The 12347-nt window shown below is 70.6% G+C and carries 10 protein-coding genes; 7 read left to right on the forward strand and 3 right to left on the reverse strand.

What is annotated here, in order from left to right:
- The 3 genes from VFL99_RS12970 to VFL99_RS12980 all read left to right on the forward strand — a co-directional run.
- Positions 1-1622 (forward strand): heavy metal translocating P-type ATPase (locus VFL99_RS12970; protein WP_325106785.1); only part of this gene is annotated, 1622 nt, incomplete at its 5' end.
- Between the two features lie 33 nt (positions 1623-1655).
- Positions 1656-4103 carry an ATP-binding cassette domain-containing protein gene (locus VFL99_RS12975; RefSeq protein ID WP_325106786.1) on the forward strand — a complete coding sequence of 816 codons (2448 nt, stop codon included), beginning with the start codon at positions 1656-1658 and terminating at the stop codon, positions 4101-4103.
- Complete coding sequence (locus VFL99_RS12980) at positions 4096-4800, forward strand: response regulator transcription factor (RefSeq protein WP_325106787.1); 705 nt, start codon at positions 4096-4098, stop codon at positions 4798-4800. The genes VFL99_RS12975 and VFL99_RS12980 overlap by 8 nt, the downstream gene beginning before the upstream one ends.
- A gap of 123 nt (positions 4801-4923) precedes the next feature.
- Here VFL99_RS12980 and VFL99_RS12985 read toward each other — a convergent pair whose 3' ends face one another.
- Entirely contained in the window at positions 4924-5250 is a 327-nt protein-coding gene (locus VFL99_RS12985) for a hypothetical protein (RefSeq protein ID WP_325106788.1), read from the reverse strand.
- Positions 5251-5266: 16 nt separating this feature from the next.
- Between VFL99_RS12985 and VFL99_RS12990 the strand changes: the two genes are divergently transcribed.
- Genes VFL99_RS12990 through VFL99_RS13000 form a run of 3 tightly spaced genes read left to right on the forward strand, consistent with a single transcriptional unit; the run spans position 5267 to position 8412 of the window.
- Positions 5267-6310 (forward strand): sugar ABC transporter substrate-binding protein, encoded by a 1044-nt coding sequence (locus VFL99_RS12990; RefSeq protein WP_325106789.1) that lies wholly within the window; start codon positions 5267-5269, stop codon positions 6308-6310.
- Positions 6310-7128, forward strand: a complete 819-nt coding sequence (locus VFL99_RS12995) for an ATP-binding cassette domain-containing protein (protein WP_325106790.1) — start codon at positions 6310-6312, stop codon at positions 7126-7128. Before VFL99_RS12990 ends, VFL99_RS12995 begins: the two co-directional genes overlap by 1 nt.
- Complete coding sequence (locus VFL99_RS13000) at positions 7129-8412, forward strand: sugar ABC transporter permease (protein ID WP_325106791.1); 1284 nt, start codon at positions 7129-7131, stop codon at positions 8410-8412.
- 48 nt (positions 8413-8460) lie between these two features.
- Here VFL99_RS13000 and VFL99_RS13005 read toward each other — a convergent pair whose 3' ends face one another.
- Positions 8461-9597, reverse strand: a complete 1137-nt coding sequence (locus VFL99_RS13005; RefSeq protein WP_325106792.1) for a CaiB/BaiF CoA transferase family protein — start codon at positions 9595-9597, stop codon at positions 8461-8463.
- Positions 9598-9738: 141 nt separating this feature from the next.
- On the opposite strand from VFL99_RS13005, the gene VFL99_RS13010 reads away from it, so the two are divergent.
- On the forward strand, positions 9739-10884 hold the full coding sequence (locus VFL99_RS13010; protein ID WP_325106793.1) for an acyl-CoA dehydrogenase family protein: 1146 nt from the start codon (positions 9739-9741) through the stop codon (positions 10882-10884).
- A gap of 59 nt (positions 10885-10943) precedes the next feature.
- Here the strand turns inward: VFL99_RS13010 and VFL99_RS13015 are convergent.
- On the reverse strand, positions 10944-12347 hold a 1404-nt coding region (locus VFL99_RS13015), incomplete at its 5' end, for a M6 family metalloprotease domain-containing protein (RefSeq protein WP_325106794.1).

Genomic DNA, 12347 nt, shown 5'->3' on the forward strand with positions numbered 1-12347 from the left:
TGCTGGGCCACTGGCTGGAGATGCGCGCCGTCGGGCAGGCCTCGGGTGCCTTGGCGGCCCTCGCAGAGCTGCTGCCCGACGAGGCGGAACTGGTGACCGGTGCGGGGATCCGGACGGTGACCGTCGCTGACCTCTCCGTCGGGGACGTCGTCCTCGTCCGCAGCGGGGGCCGCGTCCCCGCCGACGGGACCGTGGTCGAGGGGACCGCCGAGGTGGACGAGTCGATGATCACCGGTGAGTCGCGCCCCGTCCCGCGCGCTGGGGGTGACCGCGTCGTCGCCGGGACCGTGGCGACGGACTCGGCGCTACGCGTTCGCGTGGACGCCGTCGGCGAGGACACCGCACTGGCGGGCATCCAGCGCCTGGTCGCCGAGGCCCAGGGCTCGCAGTCACGCGCTCAGGCGCTGGCCGACCGGGCCGCAGCGTTGCTCTTCTACGTCGCCGTGGCCGCGGCCGTCGTCACGGTGGTGGCGTGGAGCCTGCTCGGCCAGCCGGACCAGGCGGTCACCCTCGCGGTCACCGTGCTGATCATCGCCTGCCCGCACGCCCTCGGCCTGGCCATCCCGCTGGTGACCGCGATCTCGACGTCGCTGTCGGCGCGACACGGCGTCCTCGTCAAGGATCGCTTGGCGCTCGAGCGCATGCGGCAGGTCGACGCCGTGATGTTCGACAAGACCGGCACGCTCACCCTCGGAGAGCACCGGGTCACCGGTGCCGCGGCGGTGGACGGCGATGACGCGGCGCTGCTGCGGGTGGCTGGTGCCGTCGAGTCCGACAGCGAGCACCCGCTCGCCCGGGCGATCGTCGACGCGGCGCGGACGCACGGCGAGCTGCCGACCGCGTCGGGGTTCAGCTCGATGACGGGGCGCGGCGTCGAGGCCGTCGTCGACGGAGGACCGGTCGCCGTCGGCGGTCCGGCGCTGCTGCGGGAACGCGGGATCACCGTCCCGGACGCCCTCTCCGGGGAGGTGGACCGGTGGCGGGCCCGTGGGGCCACGGTGCTGCACGTGCTTCGGGGCGGCGAGGTCGTCGGCGCGCTGGCGCTCGAGGACGAGGTGCGCCCGCAGTCACGCGCGGCGATCGACGGCCTGCATGCGCACGGCATACGCGTTGGCATGATCACCGGTGACGCACGCCAGGTTGCCGACGCGGTGGCGGCGGACCTCGGCATCGACGAGGTGTTCGCCGAGGTCTTGCCCGCGGACAAGGACCGCGCGGTGGCCGAGCTGCAGCGGCGCGGTCACACCGTCGCCATGGTCGGTGACGGCGTCAACGACGCGCCGGCGCTTGCTCGGGCGGACGTCGGCATCGCCATCGGCGCCGGCACGGACGTGGCCGTCGAGTCGGCGGGCATCGTGCTCGCCTCCAGTGACCCGCGGGCCATCGGCTCGGTGGCGCGACTGTCAAGACGCACCTACCGCAAGATGCTCCAGAACCTCTGGTGGGCCGCCGGCTACAACATCGTGGCGATCCCCCTCGCGGCCGGCGCCCTGGCCTGGGCGGGAGTCGTCCTGCCGATGGCCGTGGGCGCTGTCCTGATGAGCCTGTCCACGGTGGTCGTCGCCCTCAACGCCCAGTTGCTGCGTCGGACCGACCTGACCCTGTCGGCAGCGGAGCGCTGAACGAGCCGGAGGCAGCGTGGCGATAATGAGCCCGTGGCCTTACCGGAACCCCGGACAGCGTGGCGCGGGTCCGTGCTGCAGGTCCGCGGACTGTCGGTCAGCTTCGGCCCGCTGGCGGCGCTGCAGGACGTCGACCTGGACGTCCGTCCCGGGGAGATCGTCGGCATCGCCGGTGACAACGGTGCGGGCAAGTCGACCCTGCTGCGGTGCATCTGCGGCGACCTCGGCGACGCCCGCGGCGAGGTCTGGCTCGACGGTGAGCGGGTGGCCTCGCGGCCGCCCTCCGACTCGCGTGGCCGTATCGGGGTGGTCTGGCAGCACCTGGTGCTGTCGGACAACCTCGATGCCGCCGCCAACCTCATGCTCGGCCGGGAGCGGCACCGGCTGCTGACCTCCGACGCGAGGTTCCATGCGCGCGCCCAGGCCATCCTCGACGACCTCGGCATCTCGATCGCCGACCTCACCTGCCCCGTGTGGACCCTCACGACCGGTCAGCGGCAGCTCCTCGCGATCGCCAGGTCCGTCTCGCCCCGCCCGCGGCTGCTGCTGCTCGACGAGCCGACCGCAGCGCTGGACCGGACGGAGTCCGCCCACGTCGAGCGGCTCCTTCGCCGGTTCCACGACGAGGGCACGACGACCCTGCTCATTTCCCACGACGTGGAGCAGCTGTTCCGGCTGGCCGGGCGGATCGTGGTCCTGCGCCACGGTCGAGTCATCGCGCAGGTCGAGCCGTTGCACTCCCACCCCGACGAGCTGCTGGCCCTCATGTCCGGCCACGACCCCTCCTCGGCGCCGCGCCACCAGCTGAGCCGGCTGCACGGCCTCGCGGACCAGCTCACCGCTGCCGACCGCCCCGCCTCGGCCGACGGAACGGCCGGCCTGACGCTCATCCTGTCCACCCTCGGGGCGGCCCTGGGCACCGGGCAGCTCAGCCTGCACCTGCGCGAGGGTGACGCCCTCGTCGGTCTCGGGTCGGTGGGCCTGACGCCGGCTCTGGAGACCGCCTGGGCCAGGCTGCCGCTGGGCGACTCGCCGGTGCCGCTGGTCCGTGCCCTGGCCGGCGGGGTGGCGGCCGTCGAGCCGGACGTCGCCGGGAACGAGCCGCTCCGCTCCTGGGGTCGACTGCTCGCCGACGCCGGGGTCGCGAGCTGGTGGGCCGTGCCGTTCTCCGGTGGCCGGGGTGTCACCGGGGTGATCGGCGTCTATCGCCCGGACATCGGGTCACCGAGCCGGGACGAGCTCGACCTGGTCAACCTGTATGCCGGGTACGCCGCCGGGACCTTGGAGCGGGATCGCCTCCTCACCGAGCTCACGGCGCGCAACAAGGTGCTCGAGACGATCCGCTCGGTGCTGCAGACCCTTGCCGGCCCCGACGCGCTGGCCGTCGGGCTGCGCACTGCCGTGCAGACGCTGCGGGAGGCGGTCGGTGCCGACCAGGTCGGCCTGTTCGGCCGGGTTGACGGCGCGCAGTCGAGCTGTCGGGCCTTCGCCGGGGCCCCGGGTGCCGCGGACCCGGTCGGCCTGTCCGCCGTGGCCGACCGGGCGCTGGCCCACGGCGGTGGCAGCGGCGTGGCGCAGATCCTTCCGGACGGTCAGGGTGGGAGCCATCTCCTGGTGCGTCTGCCAGAGGCCGCCACGGACGCCGTGCTGGTGGCCGGCTGGCGGACCCGGCTGGTGGGTGCGGATGAGCGGGTGCTGTTCGAGGACGCCGCGCACTCGATCCTGCTGGCCCTGGAGCGGGAGCGCGCCGAGGCGGCCCATCGGGAGGCCAGTGCCCTTCGGCGGTCGCAGGAGATGCAGCGACAGTTCCTGGCACGCCTCTCCCACGAGCTGCGCACGCCCCTCACCGCGATCCGCGGCTACGCCTCCAGCCTGATGCAGACCGACGTGACGTGGGACGAGGCCTCGCAGCGCCGGTTCCTCGGGCACATCAGCAGCGAATCGGCCCGGCTGCGAAGGCTCGTCGACGACCTGCTCGACTTCTCGATGATCGAGTCCGGCATGTTGCGGATCCGGCCGGACTGGGTGGACCTGCCGCTGGTCATCGACGCAGCGCGGTCCTGCCTGAGCCGCGAGGCGGCCGACGCGATCGAGATCTGTTGCGGTGACGGGGTGCCCGTCGTGTGGGGTGACCACGACCGGCTGGAGCAGGTGATGATGAACCTGATGGACAACGCTGTCCGGCACAACCCGCCCGGGACCGCGGTGCGCGTCACGGTGCGCCCCCACACCCCGGACGCCGTGGTCGTCGAGGTCAGCGACAACGGCGTGGGGCTCGAGGTCGACGAGGAGGCATCCGGCCGGGGCCGCAGGCGCCCGGGATCGACGTCCGGTGCGGGCCTCGGCCTGTCCATCACGCGGGGGATCGTCGAGGCCCACCGGGGACACCTCCGCCATGAGCCGCTCGATGCCGGCACGCGGTTCGTCGTGGAGCTGCCCGCAGAGGCGGACGTCCCGGCCGGGGAGGTCAGCGATGTCTGACTACCAGCCACGGACGAAGGTGCTGCTCGTCGAGGACGACCCCAACATCGTGGACCTCATCCGCGCCAACCTCTCCGTGCGCGGCTACGACACCGTGGTGTCCCACGACGGCGCGCGCGTCCTGCGCCAGCTCGACACCGATCGCCCGGACATCGTGCTGCTCGACCTCATGCTGCCGGCGGCGGACGGGTTCGAGCTGTGCCGTCAGATCCGCGAACGCTCGAGCGTCGGGATCATCGTGGTCTCGGCACGCGGCGGGGAGCGGGACAAGGTCACCGCCCTGCACGTCGGCGCGGATGACTACATGACCAAGCCGTTCGGCATCGAGGAGCTGCTCGCCAGGATCACCGCCACCCTGCGGCGGAGCCGGCCGGCCGACACCCCGACCGACGTCTCGCCGGTCGTGCAGCTCGGCTCGCTGGTCGTCGACCTGGCCCGGCAACAGGTCACGCGGGACGGACGTGCCGTGCACCTCACTCCGACCGAGTTCGCCCTTCTGCGCGAGCTGGTCGTCGAGCGGGGCAAGCTGCTCTCGCACGCCCACCTACTGCGCCGGGTGTGGGGTCCCGGCTACGAGACCGAGACGGAGTACCTCCGGGTCTACGTGCGACGGCTGCGCGCCAAGCTCGAGGTCGAGGGGCAGCCCGCGCTCATCCTGACCCAGCCACGCGCCGGCTACCGTCTGGCCGCCGACTGAGCGGCCATCACCGCCGACGCCGAGCAGCGTGGCCCCGGACGCCGAGTGGCGCGGTCCGGTGGCTCGCCGGGCCAGCGGTGTTCACGGCTTGTTGATCTCCCCGCAGAATTGTTAACGGAGCGTTCACGCGTGCGCGCCTACCGTGAAAGCAGGCGGCTCGCCCCCGACCCGGCAGCTTCGACACCGTGCCAGGGCATCGCGACCGCGCTCGATCGAGAGGAGCAGTACCGTGCTGGTCACGAAGAAGCTGGCAATCACATCGATCCTGGCCACCACCGCGCTCGCGGCGGCCGCCTGCTCGAGCGGGGGCACGAGCGCCTCGTCCTCCCACTCCAGCACCGCGAAGGCGAGCACCTCGTCGTCGTCGCCCTCCTCGAGCCCGACGAGTTCGTCGAGCTCGACCGGCTCGTCCGGCGGTACGGGAGCGAAGACGTCGGCGACGTCGTTCACGCGGAACTTCTCCGCGATGGCGAAGCTGAAGTCGGTGGCCGCCAAGGGCTCCGGCAAGATCGAGGTCATCCTTCCGGACACGGTGACCTCCGCCCGCTACACCGAGTTCGACGCGCCCTACCTGGAGAAGGCGTTCAAGACCGCCGGCCTGGACTCCAGCCAGTACTCCGTGCAGAACGCACAGGGCAGCGACGCCACGATGCTCACCGACGCGCAGTCGGCGATCAGCTCCGGAGCGAAGGTCATCGTGGTGGACCCGCTGAACTCCGGGGTGGGCGCCAAGGTCGAGAGCTATGCCAAGCAGCACAACGCACAGGTCATCGACTACGACCGGTTGACGCTCGGCGGCACCCGTTCCTACTACGTCAGCTTCAACAACGTCCGGGTGGGCAAGCTGATCGGGCAGGGACTCGTCTCCTGCACCAAGGCATGGGGTGTGGCCAGTCCGCACGTCATCGAGATGCGTGGCGACCCGACGGACAACAACGCGACCCTGTTCGCGCAGGGTTACGACTCCGTGCTCGACCCGCTGTACAAGTCGGGGAAGTGGACCAAGGTCGCCGAACCTGCCGGGACCTGGGACCCGCCGACTGCGGCCACCGAGTTCACCCAGGCGTTCACGGCCCACTCCGACGCCAACGCCGCCCTCGTCCCGAACGACGAGAACGCCGCGCCGATCATCACCTACCTGAAGAACCACGGCAAGAAGCCGAAGCAGTTCCCGATCACCGGTCAGGACGCCACGCTGGTCGGACTGCAGAACATCCTCGCCGGCTACCAGTGCGGGACGGCCTACAAGCCGATCTACCTCGAGGCCCAGGCCGCCGCGGCCCTGGCGATCTACCTGCGTGCGGGCGTCAAGCCGCCGTCGGGACTGGTCAACGGGACGACCGAGGACACCAAGAGCCACGTCAAGGTGCCGTCCGTGCTCTTGACCCCCGAGTGGGTGACCACCAAGAACATGAACAAGACCGTCATCGCCGACAACTTCGTGCCGGCCAAGCAGTTGTGCACGAAGTCGTTCGCCTCCGAGTGCAAGAACGCGGGGATCACGTTCTAGTGGGCGAACAACCCAGCGCGCGCCCGGCCGGAGAGCCGGCCGGGAGTGCGCTGCTCGAGGATCAAGGCGCGCTGCTGAGCCTGCGTGGGGTCGGCAAGCACTTCGGGCCGGTCCAGGCGCTCCGCGGCATCGACCTCGATGTGCCGGCCGGGCAGGTCACCGCGCTGGTCGGTGACAACGGCGCCGGCAAGTCCACCCTGGTGAAAGCGATCGCCGGCATCCACTCGATCGACGCCGGCGAGATCCTCTGGAGCGGCCGCCCGGTGCACCTGCACAGCCCACGCGACGCCTCGGCCCTGGGCATCGAGACCGTCTACCAGGACCTCGCACTGTGCGACAACCTCGACATCGTCCAGAACATGTTCCTCGGGCGCGAGGAGCGGCGTAGCGTCGTGCTCGACGAGGCGGCGATGGAGACGAAGGCGAACCGGACGCTCAGCGACCTGTCGGTCACGACGGTCAAGTCCATCCGCCAACTGGTCGCCTCGCTCTCCGGCGGCCAGCGGCAGGCGGTCGCGGTCGCGCGTGCCGTGATGTGGGACGCGAAGCTGGTCATCATGGACGAGCCCACGGCGGCGCTCGGGGTGTCGCAGACCGCGATGGTGCTGGACCTGGTCAAGCGACTGAGCTCCCACGGCATCGCCGTGCTGGTCGTCTCGCACAACCTCAACGACGTCTTCCAGGTCGCTGACCGGATCGCGGTGATGTACCTCGGTTCCCTCGCCCGGACCGCCCCGGTCCGGGAGCTGACGATCGGCTCGACGGTCGAGCTGATCACCACCGGCGCCATCTCGAACAAGGACGACCGGGAGTCCTGAATGTCATCATCACCAGAACGGACCACCGGGCCGGTCGCCGAGGAGGACCTCCCCGCGGCCGAGGCCATCGCGGCACAGCCCCCCGCCATGGCGGGATCACTCGGCGGCTACTTCCGCGCGTGGATCTCCCGCATCCGCTCCGGCGAGAGTGGCGTGCTGCCCGTGGTCGGTGGACTGATCGCGATCATCATCTTCTTCCAGGTGAAGGACTCGGTCTTCCTCTCCGCCGGCAACATCATCAACCTGATGGTCCAGGCGTCGGTCTTCGTCCTGTTCGGCATCGCCGAGGTGTTCGTGCTGCTCCTCGGCGAGATCGACCTCTCGCTGGGTTACACGGGTGCCATCGGAGCGGTGTTCGCGGTCTGGATCACCGGTCCTCCGCACCACGAACCGTGGTACGTCGGCATCCTCCTGGGCCTGGCGATCGCCACGGTCATCGGCGCGGTCTGGGGGCTGCTCATCACCCGGCTGAGGATCCCCTCCTTCGTCGTGACCCTGGCCGGTCTCCTGGGCCTGCAGGGCCTGTTGATCGCCGTGATCAACCAGCTGGCGGGGGCCAGCAGCGGCGGCACCATGTCGGTCAGCAACCAGGTGATCAACAACATCGCCTACGGGCAGGTGAGCAACCTGTTCTCCTGGATCGTGGTGGGGCTCGTGGTGGTCGTGTATGCCGGGCTCACGCTGCTCCGTGAGCGGCAGCGGCGCGTGGGCGGCCTGGTCGCCCAGCCGGTGGGACTGAGCATCCTCAAGATCGCCGTGATCGCCGCCGCCGGGGTGGCGCTCGTCGCGGTCTGCCAGGCCGGCAGCGGTGTGCCGTGGGCGGTGCCGATCGTGCTGGCCATCGTGGTGGGCTGGACGTTCCTGCTCACTCGCACCCGGTTCGGTCGCTATGTCTACGCGATCGGTGGGAACGCGGAGGCGGCGCGCCGCGCGGGCATCAACCTGTCCCGCATCCGGCTGTTGGCCTTCGCGCTGTCGAGCCTGACCGCGGGGGCGGCGGGCGTCTTCTATGCGGCGCGCCTCGGTTCGATCTCGAGCAACGTCAACGGTGGCCAGTACGTCCTGCTCGCCGTCGCGGCTGCCGTGATCGGCGGCACGAGTCTGTTCGGGGGCCGTGGCAAGATCGTGCACGCGCTGCTCGGCGGGCTGGTCGTGGCCACGATCTACAACGGCATGGGGCTGCTCAACCTCTCGGCCGCGGCGCAGTTCATGGTCACGGCGCTCGTGCTGCTGGCAGCGGTGACGGTCGACGCGCTCAGCCGGCGGAACCGTTCGGTGGCGTGAGCCACCCGCCGGGTCGGAGCTGCCGGGTGCGGCTCCCTGCGGCCCGGGTCAGCTGTCGAGCCAGGACGACAGGACGTCGGCCTCGTGCTCCCCGAGGCCGGGGCTCGGGCGCACCGGGACACGATCCCCGGCGAAGGAAACCGGCTGGCGCAGCGCCGGCAGGACGCCGAGGGTCGGGTGCTCGAACTCACCCACCAGGCCGCGGTGCTTGAGCTGGTCGCTGTTGATCGCCTCGTCGAGGTCCTGGATGGGGGCGGCGGGGACGCCGGCCGCCTCGGCGGCGGCCAGCACCTCGTCGGTCGTCCGCGGTGAGGTCCACGCCTCGGTGGCCGTGCGGACGGCCTCGACCCGCTGGCAGCGCGCGCGATCCGTGGCGTAGTCGGGGTCGTCGGCCAGCTCCGGGCGCTCGATCAGCGCGGCGAAGCGCCGGAAGACCACATCGTTGGCCACCGCGATGGCCACCAGCCCGTCCCGCGTGCGGTAGGTGTCGAACGGGGTGGACACCGGGTGCCGGTTCCCGACGCGGCCGGGCAGGGCGCCCGTCGCCGTCAGGATGCTCATCCCGGTGACCTGCAACGCGACCAGGGAGTCGAGCATCGACACGTCGAGGTGCTGCCCGACGCCGGTGCGTTCCCGCTCGAAGAGCGCAGCACAGATCGACCAGGCAGCGAAGAGGCCGGCCACGACGTCGCCGAGGGACTCGCCGACACGGGTCGGGGAGCCGCCCTCGGGGCCGGTGGCGGCCATCAGACCGGACATGGCCTGCACGATGAGGTCGTAGGCCGGTCGCTGGCTCAGCGGTCCACTCTGCCCGAAGCCGGAGATGCTCGCGTAGACCAGGCGCGGGTTGCGGGCCGAGAGCTGCTCGTGGTCGATCCCGAGCCGGGCGGCGACGCCGGGGCGGAAGTTCTCAACGACGACGTCGGCCTTCTCGGCGAGTCGGTGGAGCGTCTCCCGGTCGCCCTCGTCCTTGAGGTCGAGCACGATGCTGCGCTTGCCCCTGTTGAGCTGCGCGAAGTAGACGCTCTCCCCGTCCAGGAACGGCCCGAGGTGCCGCGCATCGTCACCGGCCGGTGACTCGACCTTCACCACGTCGGCGCCGAGCTCGGCCAGCAGGCCGGTGCAGTAGGGGCCGGCGAGGACCCGGCTGAGGTCGAGGACGCGCACTCCGTCAAGGGCTGCCATGGACCGGACACTAGGAATCCGTGCCTCATCTCGGCCATGTGCAGGCGCACAACAGATGGTGAGGGCGTTGTGCATGCTGACGTGGCAGGGGGTGGAGCCCGGCTGGTGCGATGGGAGCCGACCGCCCACGGAGGAGTACCGATGTCGTTGCCGTTCCTGTTGCCCGAGATGCACGAGGAGTTCCGCGCGGCCGCCCGAGCGGTCGCCGAGGGGAAGCTGGCGGCCAACGCGGCCTTGGTGGACGAGCGCGGCGGCTTCGCCCAGGAGTCGTATGACGTGCTGGTCGCCTCGGGCCTGCACGCTCCGGGGATCCCGGAGCAGTACGACGGTGACGGCGTGGACGCACTGGCGTCGGCCATCGCGATCGAGGAGGTGGCCCGCGTCTGTGCCTCCTCCTCGAGCATCCAGACCTCCAACAAGCTGGGGACCACCCCGCTGCTGCTCTTCGGCACGGAGGCGCAGCGGTCGGCATACCTGCCGGACGTGGCCTCGGGAGCGGCACTGATGGCGTACGCGATCAGTGAGCGGGAGGCCGGCAGCGACGTCGCGGCGATGACCTGCCGCGCGACCGAGGACGGCGACAGTTATGTGCTCGACGGCGTGAAGACCTGGATCACCTCGGCGGGGGTGGCGCGCTACCTGATCGTCTTCGCCGTGACCGATCCCGAGCGTGGGTCCAAGGGCATCTCGGCCTTCGTGGTGCACGCCGACGACGAGGGGATCAGCTACGGGGCGCCGGAGAGGAAGATGGGGCTGCGCGGGTCGGTGACCCGCGAGGTCTACCTCGAGAAGTGCCGGATCCCGGCGGATCGACTGCTGGGGGAGCGCGGCCGGGGTCTGCGGGTCGCGCTGGGGACGCTCGACCACACCCGGGTCTCGATCGGCGCGCAGGCGGTGGGCATCGCGCAGGGCGCCCTCGACGTGGCGCTCGGCTACGCCAAGGAGCGGCAGCAGTTCGGGCGCGCGATCTCCGACTTCCAGGGGGTGCAGTTCATGCTGGCCGACATGGCCATGCGCGTGGAGGCGGCGCGCCAGATGGTCTACTCCGCCGCGGCACGGAGCGAGGCGAGAGCGAGCGACCTCACCTTCTTCGGCGCGGCCGCCAAGTGCCTCGCCTCGGACACCGCCATGGCGGTGACGACGGATGCGGTCCAGCTGCTCGGGGGAGCGGGCTACACCCGCGACTTCCCCGTCGAGCGGATGATGCGCGATGCCAAGATCACCCAGATCTACGAGGGCACGAACCAGATCCAGCGGGTGGTCATGGCCCGCCAGCTGCTGCGCTGAACGTGGACGCGCCGCCCCGGAACGAAGGTTCGGGGGCGGCGCGCCGTGCGTGCGGGACGTCAGCGGACGTGGACCGTCATCATCCCGTTCTTGTTGCTGTTGATCACCTCGATGGTCGTGCCGGTGCCCGCGACCTTCACGCTGCCCTGCGGGTTCGCCGGGTCGTAGTAGCGCATCGGGTCGGAGTCGTCGAACACCGCGACGCCCGGCTGTGAGGGCGCGGTCGCCGTCTCGACCTCGACCTCGGTGCAGGTGCCGTCGGCGTCCTCGGCGGCGCAGTACTCGCGGTGCCAGGTGAAGGCGTCGGTGGCCTCGAGGCCGAACGACGCGTCATAGGGCTGGAACCGGTTGCGCAGCGATGCACCGCTGTGACTCCACGTGAGCGCATCCGGGTGCGAGTCGACCGGCAGGATCAGGCCTGCGCCCGGGTGCTCAGAGGTGTTGTTGTCGCCGTAGGCGGTGTCCCAGTACCAGACCACCATGCCGTTCTGGTAGGGGAAGTGCTCCACCCAGTTGGGCTTGGTCCAGCCCCAGCCGAAGTTGTACGGGCCCTGCTGCAGCGTGGTGTCGTAGCCGACGTACTGCCGGTTCTCCGCGACGTAGTACTGGTTGAAGTCCTGGGTGTACTCGCCGTCGGTGGCGAGGAACTTGTCCAGGGTCCACCCGGAGGTGTCGCCCTCGAAGCCCGCGCTGAGCGCGGCACCCACCTGCACGTCGTCGACGAGCAGGCCCAGGTGGTGGACTGCAGCGTCGTTGACCGTTTCGAACCGGACCTGCACCTGCTTGCCGGCATACGGGCTGAGGTCGGCGGTGAGGCCGACCCACTGGCCACCACTGCTTCCCGTGATGCCCTGGCCATGGTTGTTGCCGTTCTGGTTGTCCGTGGTCGACAGGTTTGTCTTCACCGGTTCGAAGTTCTGACCGTCCGCGGAGACCTCCACGTACCCGTAGTCCCAGTTGGTCTCGAGGTCGTAGTACACCTGCGCGGTCAGCTCGCCGTTCGCCGGCACGGTGAACGATGGACTGGTGGCGTTCGCCGTCCGGTCGTCACCGGCACCGGAGTAGAGGTACCGCGTCCCCTCCTTCGCCTGGATGTCGAGGTTCGTGGTGACGGACTTCTTCGGCAACACCACCACGAGGCCCTGTGACTTCTTCGTGGCGTGCTCGGCGACGCCGAGCTTGTGGGAAGACTTCTTCCCGGAGACCGCCACGTCGTAGTCGAGCCAACCAAGTTGCAGCTTGTCCCACGCGCTCATGTGGTCCGGCGTGGTGCCGATCCAGTCCTTGCCGTGGCCCATCCACGAGCCGGAGCTCATCAGGGTCCAGAAGCCGGTGCCGTTGTCACCGCCCGCCGTGTCGTACTCATCGGGCAGGCCGAGGTCGTGGGCGAACTCGTGGGCGAAGACGCCGAGACCGCCGTTCTCCGGCTCCGTGGTGTAGTCGCCGATCCAGTAGCCGGTGTC

This window comes from Segeticoccus sp. (genome assembly GCF_035708005.1).

What these genes read in the sequence shown, in the direction of transcription:
- VFL99_RS13000 (WP_325106791.1), top strand. Translation starts at nt 7,129, where the DNA reads ATGTCATCATCACCAGAACGGACCACCGGGCCGGTCGCCGAGGAGGAC.
- VFL99_RS13010 (WP_325106793.1), top strand. Translation starts at nt 9,739, where the DNA reads ATGTCGTTGCCGTTCCTGTTGCCCGAGATGCACGAGGAGTTCCGCGCG.
- VFL99_RS12990 (WP_325106789.1), top strand. Translation starts at nt 5,267, where the DNA reads ATGGCGAAGCTGAAGTCGGTGGCCGCCAAGGGCTCCGGCAAGATCGAG.
- VFL99_RS12980 (WP_325106787.1), top strand. Translation starts at nt 4,096, where the DNA reads ATGTCTGACTACCAGCCACGGACGAAGGTGCTGCTCGTCGAGGACGAC.
- VFL99_RS13005 (WP_325106792.1), bottom strand. Translation starts at nt 9,597, where the DNA reads ATGGCAGCCCTTGACGGAGTGCGCGTCCTCGACCTCAGCCGGGTCCTC.